Below are 23428 nucleotides of genomic sequence, written 5' to 3'. Positions count from 1 at the left end.
ACACATGAAGCAGATCATTGCCCGCATCGCCCTTGTCGTTCCCGACTATGACGCTGCCATTGCCTTCTATCGCGATGTGCTGGGCTTCGACCTGCTCGAGGATACCGATCTGGGCGATGGCAAGCGCTGGGTGCTCGTCCGGCCCAAAGGGGCGACGGAAACGGCCCTGTTGCTGGCCAAGGCGGAAGGCGAAAGCCAGATCGCCGCGATCGGCAACCAGACCGGCGGACGCGTCGGCTTCTTCCTGTTCACTGACGATTTCGATCGGGATCATGCGGCCATGTCGGCCAGCGGCGTCCGCTTTCTCGAAGCGCCACGCCGGGAGGTCTATGGCACCGTCGCCGTCTTTGCCGATCCCTTCGGCAATACATGGGATCTGCTCCAGCCCGCGGGCTGATACCTCAGCAATCCACCCAGCGCCGTTTCGGGCCGATATCGACATGGATGATGCCGTTGCAATAGCGGCCGATACCGCCGATGCCGGGCGCCGAGAGTGCGGCGGCGAGGATCTTCCTTTCCGGTACGCCTGGCACGCGGATATCGGCAGCCTTGCAATAGCGATGCTGCGACCTGGCACGGCCGGAGCGGGGGCGATGGCCGGAGGTCACCACCGGCCGCTGACCGGTCTTGGCGGCGATATGGGCGAGGACGCCCTGCAGTTTCGGAGAAAAGCAGCCAGTCGAGACGGACACTGTCTGCACGGAATAGGCCGTGGTCCTCGAGTGGACCGGCAGCTTGACCTTGCGCTGAAAGGGATTCTTGGCGTCGGCGACAGACAGGGGCGAGAGGCTGACCAGGCAGGCCAGGAGCACACAGAGAAAATTACGCATTACAAGTCCTCGTCATGCAGCGCAGGTGGCGCATACATGCAAACGTCGTTGGCCCGACACGCGAGAGGGCCATGGCTTGATCGGGAGAGGTGCGGCGACAGGGCGGCGCCTCGTGATGATGGGTAAATTCATTCCAAATGAAGCGAGATTATGAAATTATTTGGCGCATATCGAGGTAATTCGTCCCGCAGTTTCGCCATCTTTATTAATTCACCCGATAATTTAGAGCATAAATTTCCGGATAGGTTGTGGCGCTGGTTTGCAGCCGGGTGTTGCCGTGTTTCCTCGGACGTCATCGTTTTCAGGGCGGGGAAGGCTATGGCGACGCTGCCCCTTGATCCCGACATCGGCTGCGTGCATAAGCCCGCAAACATCAATCAAACTGGGCCTTCCACAAGCCCGATCGAGGACAGAATGTCAGAATTCAAGCCGCTCGTTTTCTCCGGTGTCCAGCCGACGGGAAATCTGCATCTGGGCAATTATCTCGGCGCGATCCGCAAGTTCGTGGCGCTGCAGGACAACAACGACTGCATCTATTGCGTCGTCGATCTGCACGCGATCACCGCGCAGCTGGTGCATGAGGACATGCCCGGCCAGATCCGCTCGATCGCCGCCGCCTTCATCGCCTCGGGCATCGATCCGACGAAGCACATCGTCTTCAATCAGTCGGCCGTGCCGCAGCATGCCGAGCTTGCCTGGATCTTCAATTGCGTCGCCCGCATCGGCTGGATGGAACGCATGACCCAGTTCAAGGACAAGTCCGGCGGCAAGAATGCCGAGCAGATGTCGCTTGGCCTGCTCGCCTACCCGAGCCTGATGGCAGCCGACATTCTGGTCTACCGCGCCACGCATGTTCCTGTCGGAGACGACCAGAAGCAGCATCTGGAACTGGCCCGCGACATCGCCCAGAAGTTCAACATCGATTTCGGCGATCACATCCGCAAGACGGATTATGGCGTCGACATCAAGGTCGGCGAGGAGCCGGTGCATGCCTATTTTCCGATGGTCGAGCCGCTGATCGGCGGGGCCGCGCCCCGCGTCATGTCGCTGCGCGACGGCACCAAGAAGATGTCGAAGTCGGATGCCTCCGATCTCTCGCGCATCAATCTGATGGACGATGCCGAAACGATCGCCAAGAAAGTGCGCAAGGCCAAGACCGATCCGGATGCGCTACCGAGTGAAGTCGATGGCCTGAAGGGCCGGCCGGAAGCCGACAATCTCGTCGGCATCTATGCCGCTCTCTCGGACAAGACCAAGCAGGACGTTCTCAACGAGTTTGGCGGCCAGCAGTTCTCGGTCTTCAAGCCGGCGCTGGTCGACCTGTCGGTCAACGTTCTCGCGCCGATTTCCGGTGAAATGCGCCGCCTGATGGACGACACGACGCATATCGACGCGATCCTGCGGGATGGTGGCGAGCGTGCCCGGGCACGGGCGGAAGTGACGATGAAGCAGGTCCGGGACATCGTCGGCTTCCTGCAATAAATTGCCGCAAAAGAAACCTTGCAGCCAAAAATATCGGGTGTAAGAGTCCCGCCATGGTTTCAACACGACTCTCGAGAATGGAAGGTCACCGCCGTAAATTCATGGCGGTGATCGACGATACCCCGGAATGCAGCCGCGCCGTACACTATGCCGGAATGCGGGCCAAGAATTCCAGCGGCGGCCTGGTTCTGCTCTATGTTATCGCGGACGCCGACTTCCAGCAATGGCTGGGCGTCGAGGGCATCATGCGCGCGGAAGCCCGCGCCGAGGCTGAGGCGACGCTGGCGAAGATCGCCCAGACGGTGCGCGAAACCATCGGCATCGAGCCGGAAATGGTGATCCGCGAAGGCAGCGCCACCGAGCAGATCTACGGCCTGATCGAGGAAGACCGCGATATCGCCATCCTGGTTCTGGCCGCCGGTTCGGCCAAGGATGGGCCGGGGCCGCTGGTCTCATCGATCGCCGGCAAGACGGCGGCGTTTCCGATTCCGGTCACGGTTATTCCGGATCTGCTGACCGACGAGGAAATCGACGCGCTGAGCTGATGGCAGCGTCAATCGAATTCATCGTCGTTTGATGCAAACGGCCGTACGCTATCTTGAAGCGCCCCTTCAAACGGCTTATATTCTTTTGAATAATTCTAAACAGGCTGGTTGAGCGCGATCCCGGCCGACGCGGAGAAAGACATGTTCATCCAGACCGAAGCCACACCGAACCCCGCCACGCTGAAGTTCCTGCCGGGCAAGGTGGTGATGGAAAATGGCACGGCGGAATTCCGCGACGAGGAAGAAGCTGCTGCCGGTTCCGCTCTCGCATCGCGCCTGTTCGCCATACCCGGCGTGACCGGCGTCTATTTCGGCTATGATTTCATCACCGTGACCAAGGAAGCACAGGAGTGGCAGCACCTGAAGCCAGCGATCCTGGGCTCTATCATGGAGCATTTCATGTCCGGCCAGCCGGTCATGGCGGTGCAGACCCGCGCCGAGGAAAGCGATCAGGACGGCGAATTCTTTGAGGCCGGTGACGAGACCATCGTCGCCACGATCAAGGAATTGCTTGAAAGCCGCGTTCGCCCCGCTGTGGCACAGGATGGTGGCGACATCACCTTCAAGGGCTTCCGTGACGGCACGGTGTTCCTCAACATGAAGGGCGCATGCTCCGGCTGCCCGTCTTCGACCGCAACGCTGAAGCACGGCGTGCAGAACCTGCTGCACCATTTCATTCCCGAAGTGCAGGCGGTCGAGGCCGTCTGAGCGAGCGATCCAATCGTGCCTCGACTATCCCTTCAGATTGAAAATCCATGATCGTCCTGGCTATCGATACGGCCGGGACGGGTTGTTTCGCTGGTGTCTATGACGCCGGTGAGGATCGCCTGCTGGCATCGGCAGGCGCCGACATCGGCCGCGGCCATGCCGAACAACTGATGGCCTTCATCGATCAGGCGCTGGCGGACAGCGACCGCGCGCTTGCGGATGTCGATCGTATCGCCGTCACCATCGGCCCAGGCTCGTTTACCGGCATTCGCGTCGGTGTGGCTGCTGCGCGCGGCTTTGCGCTGGCGTTGGGTGTGCCGGCTGTCGGCGTTTCCGTGCTTGCGGCTCTCGCAGCTTCCGCCTGTCAGGTGCGTCCGGAACAGGCCGTGCTTGCCGCCATGGATGCCAAGCGGGACGAACTCTATTGCCAGGTCTTCGAGGCCGACGGTACGCCGCGCACAGACGCGCAGATCGTCGAGCTTGCGGATGCGCAGATCAGGTTTGCCGGGTTCGACGGGATCGTCTGCGGCTCGGCAACACGACACCTGATCGCAAAGCCGACGCCCGGCGTTTCACAAGCAGACGCCTGCGATATCGGTATCGTCGCCCGTCTCGGCGCGGCTGCCGATCCTGCACAGGGCAAGCCCAGCCCGCTCTATCTGCGCGGGCCGGATGTCAAATCCCAGGCCGGTTTCGCGGTGGCGCGAGCGTAAGATGTCGCTGACCGATTATTTCGTTCGCAAACCGGAATTCGACATTTTCCCCCTTGAGGCCGCCGATCTGCCACGGGCTGCGGCAATCCACAAATTGCGCTTCACGCACGCCTGGAGCGACGGCGAGTTGCATGCACTCCTCGTCCAGGATACGGTCTTCGGTTTCGTCGCCAGCCAGAGCAATGCCGCACGCCGGATCGTTGCTGGCTTCGTGCTGGCACGTGTCGCGGCCGGCGAGGCGGAAATCCTGACGATCGGTATCGATCCGAAATTTGCCCGGCTTGGCCTCGGTTGGCGGCTGATGCGGGCGGCGATCAGGCAGGCGCGGGATCAGGCGGCCGAAGCAGTTTTCCTGGAGGTCGATGAGACCAATCTCGCCGCCGTCGCGCTCTACCGGAAGCTTGGTTTCGCCAAGGTCGGCGAAAGACGCGCCTATTATCAGGACGTTAACGGCAAGAAAACCGGCGCCCTTGTCATGCGGCTTGATCTTGGTTAGGCCGTAGCGCCTGAACGAGGAAAGCTCTTGCTGCTCCAAGCCGACGAAATACGCATGGATGACGACCGTCGCGAGACGGCCTGCCACCCGTCGCTGCCGTGCCGGGCGAGGGGATTGGCCGCGTGATCAACTGGCTGCGCGTCACGCTCTGCATGATTGCCCTGATCGCCGCTACGCTCGTGCTGGCACCGATCCAGATCGTCCTGCTCTGGCTGGATGTCGCGCCCCGGCGCCGGCTGCCGCGTGTTTGGCATAGCATCGCCTGCCGTCTGGTCGGCATCCGGGTCCATGTCCACGGCAAGCCCGACCCACAGCGTCCGCTGATGCTCGTCTCCAACCATGCCAGCTGGAAGGACATTCTTGTCCTCGGCTCGATTGCCGATGTGGCCTTTGTCGCCAAGTCCGACGTGAAGGCCTGGCCGGTCTTCGGTCTGCTGGCGCGGCTGCAGAAGACGATCTTCATCGATCGCGATCACAAGCGCACCACCGGCAATCAGGTCAACGAGATCGGCCAGCGGCTGGCCGATGGCGAGATCGTCGTGCTGTTTCCCGAAGGCACGACCTCGGATGGCAATCGCTTGCTAGAGGTCAAGACCTCGCTGTTCGGCGCGGCTGCCGCTGCCGTGCCCTTGTCGCCGACCGGCGCCGTTCACGTCCAGCCGGTCGCCATCGCCTATACCGGCATTCACGGCATGCCGATGGGACGCTATCACCGGCCGGTCGCCGCCTGGCCCGGCGATATTCCGCTTGCCCCGCATCTCCTCGGTATCCTCTATGAGGGCGCTGTCGATGTCGATGTGATCTTCGGTGAGCAGATCACCTATACGGCGGAGAGCAACCGCAAGGTTGTCAGCCGTCAGGTGGAAAAGAGCATCCGCTCCATGCTGTCGCTGAAGCTGCGCGGGCGCTGACCCCTTGGGGGCTTCAATTTCGGGCCTCTTTGCTCTATGGAACGCGGCATGACACAGGAAACATCCGTTTTGACCGCCAAGCCAGACATGGCTCCCGACGTCGCGCCCATCCGCAAGGTTTTCGTGAAGACCTACGGCTGTCAGATGAACGTCTATGATTCCGACCGGATGACGGACGCGCTGGCAAAGGATGGGTATGTCTCGACCGACGTCATGGAAGATGCCGACCTGGTCCTGTTGAACACCTGTCATATCCGCGAAAAGGCGGCGGAAAAGGTCTATTCCGCGCTCGGCCGCCTGCGCGACCTGAAAAAGAAGAAGGCCGGCGAAGGCCGTGAGATGATGATCGGCGTCGCTGGCTGCGTCGCCCAGGCCGAAGGCGACGAAATCCTGCGCCGCGCGCCGGCCGTCGATCTCGTCATCGGCCCGCAGACATACCACCGGCTGCCGGAGGCGCTGAAGCGCGTCAAGCGCGGTGAACGCGTGCTGGAAACCGACTACGCCATCGAGGATAAGTTCGAGCACCTGCCGGCGCCCGACAAGGCAAAGACCAAGGCACGCGGCGTTACAGCTTTTCTGACGGTTCAGGAAGGCTGCGACAAGTTCTGCACCTTCTGTGTCGTGCCCTATACGCGCGGCTCCGAAGTCTCCCGCCCGGTCGCCCAGATCGTCGCCGAGGCGCAGAAGCTGGTCGACGGCGGTGTGCGCGAAATCACGCTGCTCGGCCAGAACGTCAATGCCTGGCACGGCACGGGTCCGGATGGTGCGAAGTGGGGGCTCGGCGAATTGCTGCACCGCCTGACCGCGATTGAGGGGCTTGCCCGCCTACGTTACACGACCAGCCATCCGCGCGACATGGATGACAGCCTGATCGAGGCGCATCGCGACCTGCCGCAACTGATGCCCTATCTGCATCTGCCGATCCAGTCTGGCTCCAACCGCATCCTGAAGGCGATGAACCGGCGCCATACCACGGCCGAATACATCGCGCTGATCGCCCTCATCAAGGCTGCCCGGCCGGATCTCGCGCTGTCGGGCGATTTCATCGTCGGCTTTCCCGGCGAGACCGACGAGGACTTCGAGGACACCCTGCGCCTCGTCGAGACCGTCGGTTATGCACAGGCATTTTCCTTCAAATATTCGACACGACCGGGAACGCCCGGCGCCGATCTGGAGGACCAGGTGCCGGAAGACGTCAAGGCCAAGCGCTTGGAAAGATTGCAGACTTTGCTGCTCAAGCAGCAGAACGAGTTCGCTCAAGCGTGCATCGGGAAGACGATCGACCTGCTTCTGGAAAAACCCGGCCGTATGCCTGGACAGCTGATCGGCCGCTCGCCCTGGCTGCAATCTGTGAATGTTGATGCAATGTCATCGCAAATCGGTGACATTATAAGGGTACGAATCACTGGTGCGGGCCCTAACAGTCTGTTTGCCGAGGTGGTAAGCTAGGGGACCGCCAGCTCAAGGAGCCTTACCGCTTGAACGGACACGAATTGGTTTCATCTTCGCCGCGCCAGTCGAAAACATCCGCGACAGACGTCAATCACTTCGTGCTTACTTTCGAGAATAATCGCTTCGCCAGCGAGCTTTTCGGCCAATTCGACCAGAACCTCAAATTGCTGGAACAGCGGTTGAAGATCGAAGCGCGTCCGCGCGGCAATTCCGTTGCGATCTCCGGTGACCTTCTGGCAACCAATCAGGCCCGCCGGGCACTCGATTTCCTCTACGGCCGCCTGCAGAACGGCGGCAGCGTCGAGGCATCGGATGTCGAGGGCGCCATTCGCATGGCCATGGCTGCCGATGACCAGCTGCAGTTGCCGACTATGGAAAAGAAAGCCAAACTGAACCTCGCCCAGATTTCAACCCGCAAGAAGACCATCTCCGCGCGCACACCGACGCAGGATGCCTACATGCGGGCACTGGAGCGCTCCGAGCTCGTCTTCGGCGTGGGCCCTGCCGGTACGGGCAAGACCTATCTGGCGGTTGCCCACGCAGCCCAGTTGCTTGAGCGCGGCGCCGTTGACCGCATTGTCCTGTCGCGTCCGGCCGTGGAAGCCGGCGAACGCCTCGGCTTCCTGCCCGGCGATATGAAGGACAAGGTCGATCCCTATCTGCGGCCGCTTTATGATGCGCTCTACGACATGATGCCCGGCGACAAGGTGGAGCGGGCGATCACGGCCGGCGTCATCGAAATCGCGCCGCTTGCCTTCATGCGTGGCCGCACGCTGGCCAATGCCGCTGTCATCTTGGACGAAGCACAGAACACCACCGCGATGCAGATGAAGATGTTCTTGACGCGTCTCGGCGAAAATGGCCGCATGATCGTCACCGGCGATCCGAGTCAGGTGGACTTGCCGCGTGGGGTCAAGTCGGGTCTCGTCGAAGCCCTGCAGATACTCAGGGGCGTCGAGGGCGTTTCCGTGGTCCGCTTCAAGGATGCCGATGTCGTGCGCCATCCGATGGTGGCCCGCATCGTCCGGGCCTATGAGGCCACGACCGCAGTCCATGACGAAAGCGAGCAGGGCGACCGCTGAGGCGGCCGCAAGCCCATCCGATGACCATGCTTGATATCCAGATCAGTATCGAGGGAGGCCCTTGGCCTTCCGAGGAGGACCTTCAGTCCCTGAGCGAACGCGTGCTCGGGTCGGCGGCCGATTTCCTGAAGCGCGAGGAAAAGCAACCGTTTCCGAAGGAAGCGCCTGAGGTCTCACTGGTCTTTACCGACGATGCCTCGATCCGGGCGATCAACGCCGAATGGCGCGCGCAGGACAAGCCGACCAACGTCCTGTCCTTTCCAGCCTTTCCGCTGACGCCGGGCAAGAAACCCGGACCGATGCTGGGCGATATCATTCTTGCGCATGAGACGCTGGTGCGCGAGGCTAAAGACCTCGGCAAGCCCTTCGACGAGCATCTCACCCATCTGCTGGTCCATGGATTTCTGCATCTTTTCGGGTATGATCACCTGGAAGACGACGAAGCGGAAAGAATGGAGAGCCTTGAGACTCGTATTTTAGCCGGTCTTGGGTTATCTGATCCCTATGGGGACAGCGATCCCGTTTGATAGTTTGGAACAATGAGCGATTTTAGAGCACAGCCGGCCGCGGTTGTTAGAGATGAGGCGGAAGCCTCCAGTCAGGACGAACCGGGCAGTAGTAGCGCCGGGCAGAAACCTGAAAGCGGTAAATCGGGCTCCTCCTTCTGGAGTCGCGCGGCCCGGATATGGCGCGCCAGCAGCGGTACGAGCCTGCGCGAGGATCTTGCAGATGCGCTGATGACAAGCGGAGCAGAGGCCGATACCGCCTTCACGCCCGCCGAGCGCGCTATGCTCAACAACATCCTCCGCTTCCGCGAAGTCCGCGTCGAGGACGTGATGGTACCGCGCGCCGATATCGAGGCGGTGGACATGAGCATCACCGTCGGCGAATTGATGGTGATCTTCGAGGAATCCGGCCGCTCCCGCATGCCGGTCTACAGCGAAAGCCTCGATGATCCCCGCGGCATGGTGCATATCCGCGATCTGCTTTCCTACGTTACAAAACAGGCACGCAACAAGCGTCGCAGCGGGAGCCGCACTCCTGCCGCCGCAACATCCGTTGAAAAAGCAGAAAAGCCGGCGCGGCAGCCGAAGGCTGTCTTCGATCTTGCCCGCATCGATCTCAACAAGACCGTGGAAGAGGCCGGCATCATCCGCCAGGTGCTTTTCGTGCCGCCGTCGATGCACGCATCCGATCTGATGCAGCGCATGCAGGCCGCCCGCATCCAGATGGCGCTCGTCATCGACGAATATGGTGGAACCGACGGTCTCGCCTCGCTGGAGGATATCGTCGAGATGGTCGTCGGCGATATCGAGGATGAGCATGACGATGAAGAGGTCATGTTCGCCAAGACATCGGAAGATGTGTTCGTCGCCGATGCGCGCGTGGAACTCGAAGAGATCGCGGCTGCGATCGGCCCGGATTTCGACGTGCGCCAGCAGTTGGAGGATGTCGATACGCTCGGCGGTCTCGTCTTCGCTTCGCTTGGCCGTATCCCTGCCCGGGGCGAAGTGGTGCAGGCCATTCCGGGTTTCGAGTTCCAGGTTCTCGACGCGGATCCGCGCCGCGTGAAGCGTGTCCGCATCGTCCGCAAGCGCCCGCCCGCGCGTCGCCGTCCGGTCAAGGGCGAAGAAGATCTGCCGGCCGAGGCCGCACAGCCCGGCACGTCTGAGCAAACCATGCGCGAAACTGGCTGACAGCCGATCGCCGGGCTCATCAAGCCGTTTCAAGGCACGACAAGCTGCCGCTTTTTTGGAAGACTGCCCACGCGTTGATTCGGATGGGTGGTCTTCGCGCTTTGGTGCTTGTCCGGCTTGCGGCTGGGCGGAAGACCCACGTTGAAATGGGGGAAGTGAATGGAGCGGCTTGCGGGCAGGATCATGCTGTTGTCGGGAGCCCGCCGGGCACTTGTCGCCTTCGTCGCCGGATTGGTCGCCGTTCTGGCCCTCCCGCCCTTCGGTATCTTCGCCGCGCCGTTCCTGTCTTTTCCGGTTCTGGTCTGGTTGATCGATGGCGCATCCGGCGATCCTGATCACGGTGCGATCCGGCGCAGCTTTCCGGCCTTTGCCATCGGCTGGTTCTTCGGCTTCGGCTATTTCCTCGGGGGGCTTTGGTGGCTTGGCAATGCGCTGCTGGTCGAGGCGGACGAGTTCGCCTGGGCCTTACCGCTTGCGGTGGTCGGCGTACCGGCCTTTCTTGCCTTCTTTCACGCCTTCGCCGTCCTTCTTGCACGCCTGCTCTGGTCGAACGGCCTCGGCCGGATCGCTGCCCTTGCCTTCGCGTTCGGCCTGTTCGAATGGCTGCGCGGCTTCGTCCTGACCGGGTTTCCGTGGAACGCGATCGGATATGCAGCCATGCCGATGCCGCTGATGATGCAGTCCGCCGCGGTCATCGGCCTTGCTGGCGTCACGGTGCTCTCAGTCTTCGTGTTCGCGGCCCCGGCCCTGATCGGGACGCGCAAGGGCATGGGACTGGGCCTGTCGGTCACCGTTCTGTTGATCGGCGCGCATTTTGGCTACGGCTTCTATCGCCTGTCGCAGGCCCCGCCACCGCCGGCCGATCCGGCCGTCACTGTTCGGCTCGTGCAGCCGATGATCGACCAGTCGAAGAAACTGGATGACGACGAGCGGGCTTCCGTTTTCGAGGAACACCTGAAGCTGACTCAAGAACCGGCGCTGGATGGTGCCAAGCGTCCCGATATCGTTGTCTGGCCGGAAACTGCCGTGCCGTTCATCATCACGGAAAATCCGGATGCTCTGCTGAGAATCGCTGACGTCTTGCAGGACGGACAGGTGCTGATCGCTGGTGCAGTGCGGGCCGAGGATGCGGGCGCTGGACAGCCGCCGCGCTATTACAATTCGATCTATGTCATCGATGACAAGGGCCAGATCATCAGTGCTTCGGACAAGGTGCACCTCGTTCCATTCGGTGAATACATGCCGATGGAAAACCTGCTGTATTCGGCAGGCCTGAACGCCATCGCCGCCTCCATGCCGGGCGGCTTTTCGGCGGCCGCGACGCGTTCGCTGCTGACTCTGCCGGGCGGTGCCGCGCTTTATCCGCTGATCTGCTACGAGGCGATATTTCCCAATGAAATCAGCGATGACGTGCAACGGACCAGCGCGCTGCTCAACCTGACAAACGACGCCTGGTTCGGAAATACGCCCGGTCCTTATCAGCATTTCCAGCAGGCGCGATTGCGGGCCGTCGAAAACGGATTGCCGCTGATCCGCGACGCCAATACCGGCATTTCCGCGATCGTTGATGCTCGCGGCGAAGTGGTCACCGGCTTTCCATTCGGGGCCAAGGGTTTTGTGGACACAATTTTGCCGGGAAAGCTCGCTTTGCCTATGAGCCCGGCGGAGCAGCAGCGCAACGGCATGCTGATCGCCGGTTTCCTGCTGGCGCTCGCGATTATTTCCCGCGTTAGTTTTATTTTGCGAGAGAATTGACCAAAAACCCCTAAAATTGCATAGTGGCTATCACCATAGATCTTCAACTATGTTCAGAGGGTTTCCGCCCGGCTACACAACGTGGCGTGTAGTCTGCTCTCGGCAAGTGTCCAGGTTATGGAAAAACTGCAACTTTGCTTATTAGGAAACCGTCATGACAGAAAACAAGAAGAAGCCGAACCCGATCGACATCCACGTCGGTAGCCGGATTCGTCTTCGCCGCACCATGCTGGGCATGAGCCAGGAAAAGCTCGGTGAGAGCCTCGGGATCACGTTCCAGCAGATCCAGAAATACGAGAAGGGTACAAACCGGGTTGGCGCGAGCCGCCTTCAGAACATTTCAGGCATCCTGAACGTTCCAGTCTCCTTCTTCTTCGAAGACGCGCCGGGCGATTCGGCATCCTCCGGCCCGACGGGCATGGCGGAAGCGTCGAGCTCGAACTACGTGGTCGATTTCCTGTCGTCCTCGGAAGGTCTTCAGCTCAACCGCGCATTCGTCAAGATTGGCGATCCCAAGGTGCGCCGCAAGCTCGTCGATCTCGTCAAGGCTCTCGCTGCGGAGGCTGAAGCCGAATAAGGCTGGCGCAAGCAGAAACTGAAAAAAAGCGGCCGGATAGTGCCGCTTTTTTTGTGCGCGAATGTGACGATTTTGTGAATGTGTCGTGGCGCCGACGGGGGGCTGTCTGTCGCGAAATACCGAAAAATGCATCAAAAAGCAGGAAAAACGTTCCTCTAACGCGGATATAAAGATATATTTATGTCCTTGTGTGCTTGTTTTTTGATGGCAATATCACTAACACGTTCCAAGCAGTTTTTTCTTTGAGGGGACTTCCCGCATGCGCACAAACTACCTGTTTACGAGTGAATCCGTAGCAGAAGGCCATCCCGACAAGGTCTGTGACCGAATCTCGGATGAAATCGTCGATCTTGTGTATCGTGAAGCTGCGAAAACGGGTGTCGACCCCTGGGGTGTTCGCATCGCTTGCGAAACGCTGGCGACCACCAACCGCGTCGTCATCGCCGGCGAGGTTCGCGTTCCCGACACGCTGCTGAAAAAGGACAAGGACGGCAACGTCGTCAAGGATGCGGCCGGCCATCCGGTTATCAACCCCGCCAAGTTCAAGTCGGCCGCCCGCAAGGCGATCCGCGAAATCGGCTACGAGCAGGCTGGCTTCCACTGGAAGACCGCGAAGATCGACGTGCTGCTGCATCCGCAGTCGGCCGACATCGCGCAGGGCGTCGATAATGCCGCAGACAAGCAGGGCGACGAAGGCGCAGGCGACCAGGGCATCATGTTCGGCTACGCCTGCCGCGAAACCGCCGACCTCATGCCGGCACCGATCTATTACTCGCACCGCATCCTCGCGCTGCTGGCGACCGCCCGCAAGACGGGAGAGGGCGACGCAGGACGGCTCGGCCCAGATGCCAAGAGCCAGGTGACCGTTCGTTACGTCGACGGCAAGCCGGCCGAGGTGACCTCCATCGTGCTGTCGACGCAGCATCTGGAAGAAAGCTGGGATTCGGCCAAGGTTCGCGCCGTGGTAGAGCCCTATATCCGCGAAGCGCTGCACGACATCGAGATCGCCAACGACTGCAACTGGTACATCAACCCGACCGGCAAGTTCGTCATTGGCGGCCCGGATGGTGATGCTGGCCTGACCGGCCGCAAGATCATTGTCGACACCTATGGTGGGGCTGCCCCGCACGGTGGCGGTGCATTCTCCGGCAAGGACACGACCAAGGTCGACCGTTCCGCCGCCTATGCTGCCCGTTATCTGGCCAAGAACGTGGTCGCGGCCGGGCTGTCCGACCGTTGCACGATCCAAATCTCCTACGCGATCGGCGTTGCCCAGCCGCTGTCGATCTATGTCGACCTGCATGGCACCGGCAAGGTCACCGAAGATCAGGTCGAAGGCGCGATCCGCAAGACCATGGACCTGTCACCATCAGGCATCCGTCGTCATCTGGATCTGAACAAGCCGATTTACGCCAAGACTTCGGCTTACGGCCATTTCGGCCGCAAGGCAGGCCGTGACGGCTCCTTCTCGTGGGAAAAACTTGATCTCGTCAAGCCGCTCAAGGATGCGCTGAAGGCCGCCTGAGCCTCCGGACGGCCAGAACATCTGGACGGCCAAAGCCTCTGGACGGACTGTTCGATAAGACTGTAAAGCGGATGTCTCCGGAAGGAGACGTCCGCTTTCATCGTGAAAGACCACTGCCATGACAGATCAGCACCGTAACCGCTCGACCGAAGCCTTCTTCGGACGCCGCAAGGGCAAGCCCTTGCGCACCCTGCAGGCCACCCATCTGGAGACGGTGCTGCCGGTGCTGCGATTGCCGCTCGGTTCGCCGGCGCCTTCGGATATCAAAGCGCTGTTCAGCCATCCCGTCGATCGCGTTCGGCTGGAAATCGGCTTCGGTGGCGGCGAGCATCTGATCCACCGCGCGGTCGAAAGTCCCACGACGGGCTTTATCGGCGTCGAGCCCTTCGTCAATTCCATGGCAAAGCTGGTTGGGCATATCGAGGAGAAGGGTGCTGAAAACATCCGCCTGCACGATGACGATGCGACGCAGGTGCTCGACTGGTTGCCGGACGCCTCGATCGACCAGATCGATCTGCTCTATCCGGATCCCTGGCCGAAGCGAAAGCACTGGAAACGCCGCTTCGTGTCGAAGGTCAATCTCGATCGTTTTGCCCGCGTGCTGAAGCCCGGCGGGACCTTCTGCTTTGCCTCGGATATCGACAGCTATGTGAACTGGACATTGTCGTTCTGCCGCGATCACGCCGCCTTCGAATGGACGGCGGAAAACGCGAGCGACTGGCTGACACCCTATCCCGGCTGGCCGAGCACGCGCTACGAGGCCAAGGCTCGACGGGAAGGGCGCAAATCCGCCTATCTGACGTTCCGGCGGCTCTGAACAAAAGCCGGAACGTTACGGTCAATTCGGGTTACAGCATGTCTCCTGAAAGTGGTCGCCGGTTTCAGGACAAAGACATGCGTTAAAACAAAGAACTAAAGCGCATTGAGCGAATCTGAAAGATCGCGACGCGCTTTAGTGCAGGCTGACGGTCCGCAGGTCGTCTTCGGCGGCTTTGAAGAAGGTGCTCGAACGGTTGTCGGTCAGTAGGATCGGCGTGCCATCGGCGCCGAAAAGGGCCCAGAGGTCGAGGCCGGGATCCATGTCGGGCGCTTCCGGGAAAACGCGCGACACCTCGTCGGAACGCATCTTGCGGATATAGCCAACTTCACCGGCGCCGAGATGGGCCAGGTCGTTTTTCGACAGATGCGAGCTGACGTGTTTCAATCCCATGAGTGTAACTCCGTGGCTTTACATAATCACCCGCCAGCGATGGCGCATGAAAATGTAACTCATTGATTTTTTTGCACGAAGTTTGAGCCTTGCGGACAAAGCCGACGCCTGATGCAGCCGGCATTGCTTTGCCGGTTATCCTACTCTGGGACCAAAATATTAATTTTCTTTACCATGCGGACAGGTTCGGGGCGGATGAGGTCGACGGAAAGCAATCCGTTCTTCAATTCGGCCTTTGAGACCTGCATTCCCTCAGCGAGAACGAACATGCGCTGGAACTGACGGGCCGCTATCCCACGGTGCAGATAGTCGCGTTCGCCCGTTTCGGCCTGCCGTCCGCGGATGATGAGCTGGTTTTCCTCTGTCGTGACATCGAGATCCTCCTCGCCGAAGCCGGCGACGGCGAGTGTGATTCGCAACCGCTCAGGCTCGCCCGATTTTTCGTCGCGGCGAATGCGTTCGATATTGTAGGGAGGATAGCCATCATTGCCCTTGGCGATCCGCTCAAGGGTCTTTTCCATGGCATCGAAACCGAGCAGCAACGGGCTCGTAAAGGGCGTAATCCGGGTCATCGTTAGTCCTTGGCTGTCAAGCGACCGTCGCACGGGCCCGCGAGGCAGCGTCCGCACGCCTCAATATGGTAGCTGTGCGTAGCGAGCGCAAGGCGCTTGCGCCGGAAGGGGAGGCAAATCATAGTCCGCTCGCTGATTTGCAAGGAGACCCGCATGGCTGCGCCGAAAAAGATTATCATCGACACCGATCCGGGGCAGGACGACGCCGCAGCGATCATGCTGGCGCTCGGCAGCCCGGACGAACTCGAGGTGCTCGGGATCACGGCGGTCGCCGGCAATGTCCCCGTTGCGCAGACATCGCGCAATATCCGTGTCGTCTGCGAACTCTCCAACCGTCGCGACGTCAAGGTCTATGCCGGTGCCGACCGGCCGCTGAAGCGTCAGCTGGTCACGGCCGAACACGTCCACGGCAAGACCGGCCTTGATGGTCCTGTGGTTGAGGAACCGACCATGCCGCTGCAGCCGCAGCACGCCGTTGATTTCATCATCGAGACACTGCTGGCGGAAGAACCAGGCACCGTGACGCTGTGCACGCTCGGCGCGCTCACCAATATCGCGCTGGCGCTCAACAAGGCGCCGGAGATCGCACCGCGCGTGCGGGAACTGGTGATGATGGGCGGCGGGTTCTTCGAAGGTGGTAACATCACGCCGGCTGCCGAATTCAACATCTATGTCGATCCCGACGCCGCCGAGATCGTCTTCAAGTCCGGCATCCCGATCGTGATGATGCCGCTTGACGTCACTCACCGGGTGCTCACCTACAAGGCACGCGTCGAGAAGATCAAGGCGATCGGTTCGCCTGCCGCCGTCGCCATGGCCGAGATGCTGGAATTCTTCGAGCGTTTCGATGTCGAGAAATACGGTACGGATGGCGGCCCGCTGCATGACCCCACCGTCATCGCTTACCTTCTGCGCCCCGAACTCTTCAAGGGCCGCGACTGCAATGTCGAGATCGAGACACAGTCGGAACTCACCGTCGGTATGACCGTCGTTGACTGGTGGCAGGTCACCAAGCGCAAGCACAATGCCAAGGTCATGCGCGAGATCGATGATCAGGGCTTCTTCGACCTTTTGACGGAACGTATCGGGCGTCTTTGAAACTAGACATGACAACGGCGCCACTGGGGCGCCGTTGCTTTATTCTCCTGGCCAAGTCCCCAATCCGTTTGGTTACGGGGTCGTGGTCTTGGTCGCGTCGGTGCTGGTTGCCGGCGTTTCGGTCGCTGGCTTGGTTTCTATGGTCGCTGGCTTGGTTTCTGTGGTTGCAGGCTTGGCGTCGGTTGACGGGGTTTCGACGGCCGGCACATTGACATTGACGTCAGTACCGCCGCCACTGCCACCGATGTTGATGACGCCTGTAAACATCAGCAAGCCGCCGATAACGACGACGGCCAGAATGACGGCAACCGCCCATCCGGTATTGCTGCTGCGGCCTGTGTTGATAACTGTGGGTCCACGATCAGTCATCTCGGGTTCCTCCGGGTTGATAACTAAACATGAAACGCAGACCAATGGGGGAAGTTCCGTGAAGAACCCAAATCGCTTCATCGAAGCCTGCGATTTTCCGCTGCCTTGATCGCGAACGCGAAACGGCGCCACAGGGGCGCCGTTTGCATCTTGATCAGTCCAAGGTGCTGAAACCTCAGAATTCTTCCCAGTTGTCCTGGGCCAGTGCCGTGTTGCCGGAGACCTGCGGTGCGGCCTTCTGCGCCGGGGGAACGTAGCGGGTCGGAGCGGCCTTTGCTGGCGCACTGTAGCTGGTCGCAGGGGCCTTGGCAGGCGCCCGCATGCTGGCCGCGGTGCTGCGCAACATGTCGACGGATGAGTGACCCTGGCGGGCGACCTGGAAGCGCGACACCAGCGTGCTCAGTGAGCGGGCTTCTTCGTTCAGCGCCATGCTGGCGGCGGTGGTTTCTTCCACCATCGCAGCATTCTGCTGGGTCACCTGGTCCATCTGGTTGACGGCGGTGTTGATCTCCTTCAGGCCGACTGCCTGCTCGGAGGCCGAGCTGGAAATCTGACGGATCAGGCCGTTGATCTGGACAACCTGGTCGGCGATCTTCTGCAGGGCACCACCGGCCCGGCCGACAAGATCGACGCCATCACGGACCTGGCCGGCCGAGGTGTTGATCAGGGTCTTGATCTCCTTGGCGGCGTTTGCCGAACGCTGGGCAAGTTCGCGGACTTCCTGGGCGACGACAGCGAAGCCCTTGCCGGCTTCTCCGGCGCGAGCAGCTTCGACGCCGGCGTTGAGAGCCAGCAGGTTGGTCTGGAAGGCGATTTCGTCGATGACGCCGATGATGCGGCTGACTTCACCGGACGACTGTTCGATGCCCTTCATCGCGGCGATCGCCTTCTGGACGACTTCGCCGGACTGTTCGGCATCGGTGCTCGCCGTCTCGACGGACTTTGCCGCGATCTTGGCGTTGTCGGCGCTGGCGTTGACCTGCGAGGTCAGTTCATCGAGGGCTGCCGCGGTTTCTTCCAGGCTTGCGGCCTGCTGTTCCGTGCGGTGCGACAGATCGTTGGCGGCGTTGCTGATTTCGCTGGTGCCGGTGCCGATGTTGACGACGGAGGTGTTCACCGTCTGGATGGTCTCTTCAAGACTTTCCATCGCCGAGTTGAAGTCGCTCTTCAGCTGCGCGTATTCGCCGGGGAAATTATCGGAGATGCGATAGGCAAGATCACCGGAAGAGAGATGCGACAGGCCCTTGGCGAGCTTGGCGACGATCTCACGCTGGGTGGCGTTCGACTGGGCGCGTTCGGCTTCCGATTCACTCCGCTGCTGTTCGGACTGATGACGCTCGTGGCGTGCTTCTGCTTCCAGGCGCTTGGTATCGGCGAGCTGGTGACGGAAGCCTTCCAGCGCCTTGGCAACGGAGCCGGTTTCGTCGGCGCGATCCTGACCGGCAACCGCCGTCGTGTAGACGCCGTTGCTCAGGTTGGCGACGTCGCTGACGAGGCCTGCAAGCGGTTTCTGGACGAAGCTGCGGACGGCGAGATAGAGGCCGAGCAGAACGGCGCCAAGCACAATCAGACCGCCGATGATCATCATGTAGGTCTGGTCGAGAACCGGAGCATTGATGGCACTCTGCGGCACATCGACGAGAACGACCCAGGTGGTGTTCACATCCGGCAGGGAGAACGGAAACACGACGCGTTCGAAGGTTTCGTTTCCATCATAGGTCAGGTCGTGGATCATGCCGGGCTGCGCGCTGGACAGCGCGTTCTTGACCACGTCGGCACCGATGCCGTCGTAATCCTTCATCAAAAGGTCCGGGATCGGGGCGACGAGCCATTTGCCTGTCTGGGACAGGAGCGTCACACGGCCGGTGCCGAAAGGGTGCATGTCCTTGACCTTGTTGGCGAGCGACGTCAGCGAGACGTCAACACCGCTGACACCGATCAGTTTGCCGTTAGAAATGACCGGATAGGCGATCGAGGACATGGAGTTGTTGTCACCGGTCGTGGTTTCCGCATAAGGCGATGACATGGCGCCCTTCAGGCTCTTCACTGCGAGCGAATACCATTCGGCCGGATAATCGGAATCGAAGGTCGAGAAGTCGATGCCCGTCTTGCCCTTGGTCCAGTAAGGGTTCAGCGTTCCGTCCTTGCTGGCGCCGAACTCCTTCTTGCCGGCATAGTCGGCGGACTTGCCGTCAAATGCGTTCGGTTCCTCCGCAAACCAGCTGCCGAACGCGAAAGCGTTCTTCTCGACATTGGCCTTCAGCATGTCAACGATGCCCTTGCGGTCGAGATAGCTGCCCTCGTGACCACGACCGATGACGCCGGCCGTCGAGCGCGCTGCGCCAGCCAGTTCGGCAATGTTGCTGGCGATGTCGGACGCAATCGCTCTTGCTTCCGTGCGGGCCTGATCCAGCACCAGCGTCTGCACGCGGTCCTGAGTCTGCGAGATCAATACGAAGTTGGACGCCAGCAAGACAAGTGCGATAGTGCCGCCGGTCACCGCTATAAGTTTGGTCGCCAAGGACTTGGCCTGGAACTTGAACATGAATGTCCCCGCATGAAAGAGGCCGCGGGTTTCGATGCCGCGGAATGACGCGATCTGTTGGTGGGAATGCTCCGTCATGGAGCGCCAGATGCCGACCGGCATCGAGAGGCCGCCTCTGATCCTGGGCAAGCAAGCCTGTGTAGCTGTTTGATACAGCGATATTTATTAAAATTAGACCAACGTCACAGACCGAATTCCGGCCTTTTCCGTGAAGGACTTACACGGAATGCAGCATTGACGACGCATCCTGTCTCAATTGCGCAAAGGCCGGTCAGGATGCCGTCATGGCTCAGATTTTGGCATCGACCTCAACGGCGAGCGGAATGGCCGGCTGGGCGCCGGGCTTGAGGCAGGCAAGCGAGCCGGCGACAGCGGCACGGCGCAGCGCCGCGTCGAAATCGAGGCCGGCATCAAGGCTGGCGGCAAGATAGCCGCAGAACGTATCGCCAGCGCCGACCGTGTCCACTGGTTCGATCTTCAGTCCCTTGGCACGGTGGAATGCACCGTTACGGATGGCGATGACGCCTTCCGCGCCCAACGTGACGATGATCGTCTGCTTCGTCTCGTCATGGAGCCGCTTCATCGCCTCCTGACGTTCATCGGCCGACAGGCCGTCCTGTCCGGCCAGAAGTTCGAATTCGGTTTCGTTGGCGACGACGATATCGGCCATGCGTCCGAGGCGGGCGGCATCGGCCGTCAGCGGCGCGATGTTCATGACCGAGGTGATGCCCTTCTGCCGGGCGGAAACCAGCGCCTGTTCCACGGCAGAGGCAGGGATCTCAAGCTGCAGCATCAGCGTATCGCCGGCAGCCATCGCATCGACTGCGGCCACCGCATCCTGCGCATTCACCGTGCCGTTGGCGCTGGCTACGACGACAATGACGTTCTCACCATCACCACCCACGAGGATATGCGCGGTGCCGGTCGGCTCGTCGGCAATCTTGGTGGCCGAAAGATCTGTGCCTGCTTCTTTCATGAGCGCCAAAGCGCCTTCAGCAAAACTATCGGAGCCGACGGCACCGGCCATGCGGACGGACGCGCCGGCCCGGGTCGCCGCAAGCGCCTGATTGGCGCCCTTGCCGCCGGCGGCCGTGGAGAAACCGGTGCCGGTAACGGTTTCGCCGGGTTTCGGCAGGCGCTCCGTGGTGGCGATCAGGTCCATGTTGATGGAACCAAAAACTGTGATCATTGGACGCGTCTCCCCGGCAGTCGATTTTTGCCGGACACTGCCCGAGACCGTCAGTCCTCGTCAACCACCCGAAGCTTCAATTGTCCCATGCGATTGTCGAAAGTCTTGGATTCCTGTGGTGGAGGCTGCGTGTTGCCGGCGGCCTCCAAGTCCAGCGCCTCGATCCTGCCGCCGCGCTTCTTTAATTTGTCGGACGAGATGAGGATGTCGTCGACATCCTTCTGCGTCGTGAGGAAATGACCGTGCAACTTGCGCACGCGATCGTCGAGGCGGGTGAGATCCTCCATCAGCCGGATGACCTCACCCTGGATCAGGTGGGCTTGCTCGCGCATGCGGGCATCGCGCAGGATTGCCTGAATGACTTGGATCGACAGCATCAGCAGGGAGGGGGAGACGATGACTATGCGCGACTTGTGCGCGCGCTGGACAATGCCTTCGAAATTCTCGTGAATCTCGGCAAAGATCGATTCGGAGGGTACGAAGAGGAAAGCCGTCTCCTGCGTCTCGCCGGGGATCAGGTATTTACCGGCAATATCACGGATATGCACTTCCATGTCCCGCCGGAACTGCTGGGCGGCCTGGCGTGCGGCTTCCGGATGCTCGGCGGCACGAATGGCATTCCAGCCTTCAAGCGGAAATTTCGCGTCGATCACCAGCGCCGGCTGCCCGTTCGGCATACGCACTGTACAATCCGGCCGCGCGCCGTTGGACAACGTTGTCTGGAAAGCATAGGCCCCCATCGGCAGGCCATCGGCGATGATCGTTTCCATGCGCGACTGCCCGAATGCACCGCGCGTCTGCTTGTTCGAGAGGATGTTCTGCAACCCGGCCATATCCTTCGCCAGCGACTGGATATTGGTCTGCGCGGTATCGATGACCGCCAGCCGTTCCTGCAGCCTGCGCAGGTTCTCGTGCGTCGCTTTCGTCTGTTCGGTGATCGAGGCGCCGATCCGATGGGTCATGCCGTCAATGCGCTGGTTGATCGACTGGTTCAACTCCGACTGGCGGGCGCCGAACACATCCGCCATCGCCGCAATGCGCCCCTGCATCTCTGTCTGCGCCGCCAGAAGCGCGTTCATTCTTTGCTCGGCATCAACAGCGGCCTCGCGTGCCCGGCGCCGGGCGAGCATTGCGGGGATACCGGCCAGAAGAAGGATGGCGACGGCAACGAACAGCATCATGCCCAGTGTCACGGGATAGCTGCCAAGAACGATGAGGGGCTGGTCGAAGGTGAGAATTGTCGGTTCCATCGACACAGACTAGGTGTTTTCATGTCTTTTGGCCAGATCAAAACAAGAACATTTCCGGGGTTGACGGTGTGAGTGCCTGCTTTTATTGCAAAAATCTTGGCGGAGAGAATTCCATCGGCCCGAAAGATCGGTTATGGGAGCCAGATGACCATCAAGCCGCTCATCATCCTTCCCGACCCCGTTCTGCGCCAGCTGTCGAAGCCGGTCGAGACCATCGACGCCGATGTCCGCCGCCTCGCCGACGACATGCTGGAAACCATGTACGATGCGCCGGGCATTGGCCTCGCCGCCATCCAGATCGGCGTTCCCCGCCAGATGCTGGTGATTGATGTCTCGAAGGAAGGCGAAGACAAGCAGCCGTTAGTCTTTATCAACCCGAAGATACTGGCTTCGTCGGATGAACGCTCTGTCTATGAGGAAGGCTGCCTGTCGATCCCCGACTATTATGCCGAGGTGGAACGGCCGGCGGAGATCACCGTCGAATATGTCGATCTTGATGGCAAGCAGTTGACGGCCAAGGCCGACGGCCTGCTCGCGACCTGCCTGCAACACGAGATCGATCACCTGAACGGCGTCCTGTTCATCGACCACATTTCCAAGCTGAAGCGCGAAATGGTGATCCGCAAGTTCGCTAAGGCCGCCAAGGTGCGCGGCTCCAAGGCGATCTGACGCTTCCGTTGAAAATTGGATGGCTCGGGACTATGATATCAGTGATATCATAGTGGAGGTTGCGCATGGGCGATCTGCTTCTTCGTGGCATCGACGATGCTTTGAAGGTTGAATTACAGGAAAGCGCGCGCCGCAATGGGCGTAGTCTCTCGGATGAGGCGATTGTTCAAATACGGTCGGCTCTTGAGAGAGAGCGGCATCGTGGTCAGACCGCCGGTCAGAGACTTCGCTCTATCGTGAATGAGCAGAGGTTCGAAGAAGACGAGTTGCGCGCCATTGATGAGTTTCGGAAGCAGCCTGATCGAGCACCTCCGGATTTCAAATGATCGTGTTGGATACGAACATTATATCCGAGTTGCAGGGAAGGCTGCATAGCGAGCGCATCCTTCGATGGTTGGATGCATACGATAGTGAAGTTGTTTTTCTGACTGCAATTGCGATGGCGGAAATCCATTATGGTATTGCCTTGTTAGATCGAGGGCACAGGCAAGACAGCCTTCGCAGAACGTTCTTACAAATCGAGAGCGAGTTTTCCGGAAGGATATTGAGCTTCTCGCAAACTGCAGCGGCACGCTACGGTACAATTTCCGCTTATCGACAGAAGGCGGGAAGGGCGATGGAAACCAAGGACGCCATGATCGCCGCGATCTGCTTGTCGCACGATGCGACACTGGCGACGCGGAATGTAAAAGACTTCGAGGGGCTTGATTTGAAGCTCGTAAACCCGTTTGAAGAGGCCTGATCAGGAACGGG

At 60.5% G+C, this 23428-nt stretch carries 26 protein-coding genes; 19 read left to right on the top strand and 7 right to left on the bottom strand.

All coding sequences use genetic code 11. The features are described 5' to 3' along the window. Positions 1 to 4 precede the first annotated feature (4 nt). Complete coding sequence (locus ASG68_RS04275; protein ID WP_062582850.1) at positions 5 to 397, top strand: VOC family protein; 393 nt, start codon at positions 5 to 7, stop codon at positions 395 to 397. Between the two features lie 4 nt (positions 398 to 401). Here ASG68_RS04275 and ASG68_RS04270 read toward each other — a convergent pair whose 3' ends face one another. Beyond that, positions 402 to 830, bottom strand: a complete 429-nt coding sequence (locus tag ASG68_RS04270; protein WP_062582852.1) for a YcbK family protein — start codon at positions 828 to 830, stop codon at positions 402 to 404. Positions 831 to 1244: 414 nt separating this feature from the next. Here ASG68_RS04270 and trpS point away from each other — a divergent pair, with 414 nt between their 5' ends. From trpS to trmB, 14 genes are all read left to right on the top strand, one after another. Further along, positions 1245 to 2312: a tryptophan--tRNA ligase gene (gene trpS, locus ASG68_RS04265; protein WP_062583660.1), complete on the top strand. Its 1068-nt coding sequence runs from the start codon at positions 1245 to 1247 to the stop codon at positions 2310 to 2312. A gap of 53 nt (positions 2313 to 2365) precedes the next feature. After that, the gene (locus ASG68_RS04260; RefSeq protein ID WP_062582854.1) at positions 2366 to 2857 is read left to right on the top strand and encodes a universal stress protein; all 492 of its coding nucleotides are present in this window, start codon (positions 2366 to 2368) and stop codon (positions 2855 to 2857) included. A 141-nt stretch (positions 2858 to 2998) separates the two neighbouring features. Continuing rightward, positions 2999 to 3565: a NifU family protein gene (locus ASG68_RS04255; protein WP_062582856.1), complete on the top strand. Its 567-nt coding sequence runs from the start codon at positions 2999 to 3001 to the stop codon at positions 3563 to 3565. A gap of 47 nt (positions 3566 to 3612) precedes the next feature. After that, positions 3613 to 4278 carry a tRNA (adenosine(37)-N6)-threonylcarbamoyltransferase complex dimerization subunit type 1 TsaB gene (gene tsaB / locus ASG68_RS04250; RefSeq protein WP_062582858.1) on the top strand — a complete coding sequence of 222 codons (666 nt, stop codon included), beginning with the start codon at positions 3613 to 3615 and terminating at the stop codon, positions 4276 to 4278. A 1-nt stretch (position 4279) separates the two neighbouring features. Next, a complete protein-coding gene (rimI, locus tag ASG68_RS04245; RefSeq protein ID WP_062582861.1) occupies positions 4280 to 4774 on the top strand; it encodes a ribosomal protein S18-alanine N-acetyltransferase in 495 nt (164 codons plus the stop codon). Between the two features lie 122 nt (positions 4775 to 4896). Next, on the top strand, positions 4897 to 5685 hold the full coding sequence (locus tag ASG68_RS04240) for a lysophospholipid acyltransferase family protein (RefSeq protein WP_062583661.1): 789 nt from the start codon (positions 4897 to 4899) through the stop codon (positions 5683 to 5685). A 48-nt stretch (positions 5686 to 5733) separates the two neighbouring features. After that, positions 5734 to 7134, top strand: coding sequence for a tRNA (N6-isopentenyl adenosine(37)-C2)-methylthiotransferase MiaB (gene miaB, locus ASG68_RS04235; RefSeq protein ID WP_062582863.1), 1401 nt, complete (start codon positions 5734 to 5736; stop codon positions 7132 to 7134). A 29-nt stretch (positions 7135 to 7163) separates the two neighbouring features. Then, a complete protein-coding gene (locus ASG68_RS04230; protein WP_062582864.1) occupies positions 7164 to 8219 on the top strand; it encodes a PhoH family protein in 1056 nt (351 codons plus the stop codon). A gap of 20 nt (positions 8220 to 8239) precedes the next feature. Continuing rightward, positions 8240 to 8746 carry an rRNA maturation RNase YbeY gene (gene ybeY / locus ASG68_RS04225; protein ID WP_062582866.1) on the top strand — a complete coding sequence of 169 codons (507 nt, stop codon included), beginning with the start codon at positions 8240 to 8242 and terminating at the stop codon, positions 8744 to 8746. A gap of 12 nt (positions 8747 to 8758) precedes the next feature. Then, positions 8759 to 9916 (top strand): transporter associated domain-containing protein, encoded by a 1158-nt coding sequence (locus tag ASG68_RS04220; protein ID WP_062582868.1) that lies wholly within the window; start codon positions 8759 to 8761, stop codon positions 9914 to 9916. A gap of 159 nt (positions 9917 to 10075) precedes the next feature. Next, positions 10076 to 11671, top strand: a complete 1596-nt coding sequence (gene lnt / locus ASG68_RS04215) for an apolipoprotein N-acyltransferase (RefSeq protein ID WP_062582870.1) — start codon at positions 10076 to 10078, stop codon at positions 11669 to 11671. Positions 11672 to 11825: 154 nt separating this feature from the next. Further along, a complete protein-coding gene (locus ASG68_RS04210) occupies positions 11826 to 12248 on the top strand; it encodes a helix-turn-helix domain-containing protein (protein WP_062582872.1) in 423 nt (140 codons plus the stop codon). A 259-nt stretch (positions 12249 to 12507) separates the two neighbouring features. Next, positions 12508 to 13773 (top strand): methionine adenosyltransferase, encoded by a 1266-nt coding sequence (gene metK / locus ASG68_RS04205; RefSeq protein ID WP_062582874.1) that lies wholly within the window; start codon positions 12508 to 12510, stop codon positions 13771 to 13773. 118 nt (positions 13774 to 13891) lie between these two features. Beyond that, a complete protein-coding gene (trmB, locus tag ASG68_RS04200) occupies positions 13892 to 14590 on the top strand; it encodes a tRNA (guanine(46)-N(7))-methyltransferase TrmB (protein WP_062582876.1) in 699 nt (232 codons plus the stop codon). A gap of 135 nt (positions 14591 to 14725) precedes the next feature. Here trmB and ASG68_RS04195 read toward each other — a convergent pair whose 3' ends face one another. Together ASG68_RS04195 and ASG68_RS04190 are read right to left on the bottom strand one after the other, a co-directional pair. Then, entirely contained in the window at positions 14726 to 14983 is a 258-nt protein-coding gene (locus tag ASG68_RS04195; protein WP_062582878.1) for a DUF1150 family protein, read from the bottom strand. A gap of 140 nt (positions 14984 to 15123) precedes the next feature. Further along, a complete protein-coding gene (locus tag ASG68_RS04190; RefSeq protein WP_062582880.1) occupies positions 15124 to 15555 on the bottom strand; it encodes an Hsp20 family protein in 432 nt (143 codons plus the stop codon). Positions 15556 to 15708: 153 nt separating this feature from the next. On the opposite strand from ASG68_RS04190, the gene ASG68_RS04185 reads away from it, so the two are divergent. After that, positions 15709 to 16653 carry a nucleoside hydrolase gene (locus ASG68_RS04185; protein WP_062582882.1) on the top strand — a complete coding sequence of 315 codons (945 nt, stop codon included), beginning with the start codon at positions 15709 to 15711 and terminating at the stop codon, positions 16651 to 16653. A gap of 72 nt (positions 16654 to 16725) precedes the next feature. Here the strand turns inward: ASG68_RS04185 and ASG68_RS31815 are convergent, their stop codons facing one another. The 4 genes from ASG68_RS31815 to ASG68_RS04165 all read right to left on the bottom strand — a co-directional run bounded on the left by ASG68_RS31815 (position 16726) and on the right by ASG68_RS04165 (position 22006). Next, positions 16726 to 17022 carry a hypothetical protein gene (locus ASG68_RS31815; RefSeq protein ID WP_062582884.1) on the bottom strand — a complete coding sequence of 99 codons (297 nt, stop codon included), beginning with the start codon at positions 17020 to 17022 and terminating at the stop codon, positions 16726 to 16728. Between the two features lie 175 nt (positions 17023 to 17197). After that, complete coding sequence (locus ASG68_RS04175; RefSeq protein WP_062583662.1) at positions 17198 to 19567, bottom strand: methyl-accepting chemotaxis protein; 2370 nt, start codon at positions 19565 to 19567, stop codon at positions 17198 to 17200. A 289-nt stretch (positions 19568 to 19856) separates the two neighbouring features. Beyond that, positions 19857 to 20756 carry a ribokinase gene (locus ASG68_RS04170; RefSeq protein WP_062582886.1) on the bottom strand — a complete coding sequence of 300 codons (900 nt, stop codon included), beginning with the start codon at positions 20754 to 20756 and terminating at the stop codon, positions 19857 to 19859. A gap of 50 nt (positions 20757 to 20806) precedes the next feature. Next, on the bottom strand, positions 20807 to 22006 hold the full coding sequence (locus ASG68_RS04165; RefSeq protein WP_062582888.1) for a DNA recombination protein RmuC: 1200 nt from the start codon (positions 22004 to 22006) through the stop codon (positions 20807 to 20809). 144 nt (positions 22007 to 22150) lie between these two features. Here ASG68_RS04165 and def point away from each other — a divergent pair, with 144 nt between their 5' ends. The 3 genes from def to ASG68_RS04150 all read left to right on the top strand — a co-directional run bounded on the left by def (position 22151) and on the right by ASG68_RS04150 (position 23417). After that, positions 22151 to 22675, top strand: coding sequence for a peptide deformylase (def, locus tag ASG68_RS04160; RefSeq protein ID WP_062582889.1), 525 nt, complete (start codon positions 22151 to 22153; stop codon positions 22673 to 22675). A gap of 65 nt (positions 22676 to 22740) precedes the next feature. Next, positions 22741 to 23001 carry a FitA-like ribbon-helix-helix domain-containing protein gene (locus ASG68_RS04155; RefSeq protein ID WP_062582891.1) on the top strand — a complete coding sequence of 87 codons (261 nt, stop codon included), beginning with the start codon at positions 22741 to 22743 and terminating at the stop codon, positions 22999 to 23001. Next, a complete protein-coding gene (locus ASG68_RS04150) occupies positions 22998 to 23417 on the top strand; it encodes a type II toxin-antitoxin system VapC family toxin (protein WP_062582893.1) in 420 nt (139 codons plus the stop codon). The genes ASG68_RS04155 and ASG68_RS04150 overlap by 4 nt, the downstream gene beginning before the upstream one ends. Positions 23418 to 23428 lie beyond the last annotated feature (11 nt).

This window comes from Rhizobium sp. Leaf453, assembly GCF_001425605.1.
Classification (GTDB): Bacteria; Pseudomonadota; Alphaproteobacteria; order Rhizobiales; family Rhizobiaceae; genus Pararhizobium.
Note: the sequence above shows the minus strand (reverse complement) of the source record. Positions and strands in the feature narration are given on the sequence as shown.

What these genes read in the sequence shown, in the direction of transcription:
- ASG68_RS04175 (WP_062583662.1), bottom strand. Translation starts at nt 19,567, where the DNA reads ATGTTCAAGTTCCAGGCCAAGTCCTTGGCGACCAAACTTATAGCGGTG.
- ASG68_RS04155 (WP_062582891.1), top strand. Translation starts at nt 22,741, where the DNA reads ATGGGCGATCTGCTTCTTCGTGGCATCGACGATGCTTTGAAGGTTGAA.
- ASG68_RS04270 (WP_062582852.1), bottom strand. Translation starts at nt 830, where the DNA reads ATGCGTAATTTTCTCTGTGTGCTCCTGGCCTGCCTGGTCAGCCTCTCG.
- trmB (WP_062582876.1), top strand. Translation starts at nt 13,892, where the DNA reads ATGACAGATCAGCACCGTAACCGCTCGACCGAAGCCTTCTTCGGACGC.
- tsaB (WP_062582858.1), top strand. Translation starts at nt 3,613, where the DNA reads ATGATCGTCCTGGCTATCGATACGGCCGGGACGGGTTGTTTCGCTGGT.
- ASG68_RS04210 (WP_062582872.1), top strand. Translation starts at nt 11,826, where the DNA reads ATGACAGAAAACAAGAAGAAGCCGAACCCGATCGACATCCACGTCGGT.
- def (WP_062582889.1), top strand. Translation starts at nt 22,151, where the DNA reads ATGACCATCAAGCCGCTCATCATCCTTCCCGACCCCGTTCTGCGCCAG.
- ASG68_RS04275 (WP_062582850.1), top strand. Translation starts at nt 5, where the DNA reads ATGAAGCAGATCATTGCCCGCATCGCCCTTGTCGTTCCCGACTATGAC.
- ASG68_RS04165 (WP_062582888.1), bottom strand. Translation starts at nt 22,006, where the DNA reads ATGGAACCGACAATTCTCACCTTCGACCAGCCCCTCATCGTTCTTGGC.
- ASG68_RS04150 (WP_062582893.1), top strand. Translation starts at nt 22,998, where the DNA reads ATGATCGTGTTGGATACGAACATTATATCCGAGTTGCAGGGAAGGCTG.
- ASG68_RS04220 (WP_062582868.1), top strand. Translation starts at nt 8,759, where the DNA reads ATGAGCGATTTTAGAGCACAGCCGGCCGCGGTTGTTAGAGATGAGGCG.
- lnt (WP_062582870.1), top strand. Translation starts at nt 10,076, where the DNA reads ATGGAGCGGCTTGCGGGCAGGATCATGCTGTTGTCGGGAGCCCGCCGG.
- metK (WP_062582874.1), top strand. Translation starts at nt 12,508, where the DNA reads ATGCGCACAAACTACCTGTTTACGAGTGAATCCGTAGCAGAAGGCCAT.
- ASG68_RS04190 (WP_062582880.1), bottom strand. Translation starts at nt 15,555, where the DNA reads ATGACCCGGATTACGCCCTTTACGAGCCCGTTGCTGCTCGGTTTCGAT.
- ASG68_RS31815 (WP_062582884.1), bottom strand. Translation starts at nt 17,022, where the DNA reads ATGACTGATCGTGGACCCACAGTTATCAACACAGGCCGCAGCAGCAAT.
- ybeY (WP_062582866.1), top strand. Translation starts at nt 8,240, where the DNA reads ATGACCATGCTTGATATCCAGATCAGTATCGAGGGAGGCCCTTGGCCT.
- ASG68_RS04260 (WP_062582854.1), top strand. Translation starts at nt 2,366, where the DNA reads ATGGTTTCAACACGACTCTCGAGAATGGAAGGTCACCGCCGTAAATTC.
- ASG68_RS04255 (WP_062582856.1), top strand. Translation starts at nt 2,999, where the DNA reads ATGTTCATCCAGACCGAAGCCACACCGAACCCCGCCACGCTGAAGTTC.
- rimI (WP_062582861.1), top strand. Translation starts at nt 4,280, where the DNA reads ATGTCGCTGACCGATTATTTCGTTCGCAAACCGGAATTCGACATTTTC.
- miaB (WP_062582863.1), top strand. Translation starts at nt 5,734, where the DNA reads ATGACACAGGAAACATCCGTTTTGACCGCCAAGCCAGACATGGCTCCC.
- trpS (WP_062583660.1), top strand. Translation starts at nt 1,245, where the DNA reads ATGTCAGAATTCAAGCCGCTCGTTTTCTCCGGTGTCCAGCCGACGGGA.
- ASG68_RS04170 (WP_062582886.1), bottom strand. Translation starts at nt 20,756, where the DNA reads ATGATCACAGTTTTTGGTTCCATCAACATGGACCTGATCGCCACCACG.
- ASG68_RS04195 (WP_062582878.1), bottom strand. Translation starts at nt 14,983, where the DNA reads ATGGGATTGAAACACGTCAGCTCGCATCTGTCGAAAAACGACCTGGCC.
- ASG68_RS04185 (WP_062582882.1), top strand. Translation starts at nt 15,709, where the DNA reads ATGGCTGCGCCGAAAAAGATTATCATCGACACCGATCCGGGGCAGGAC.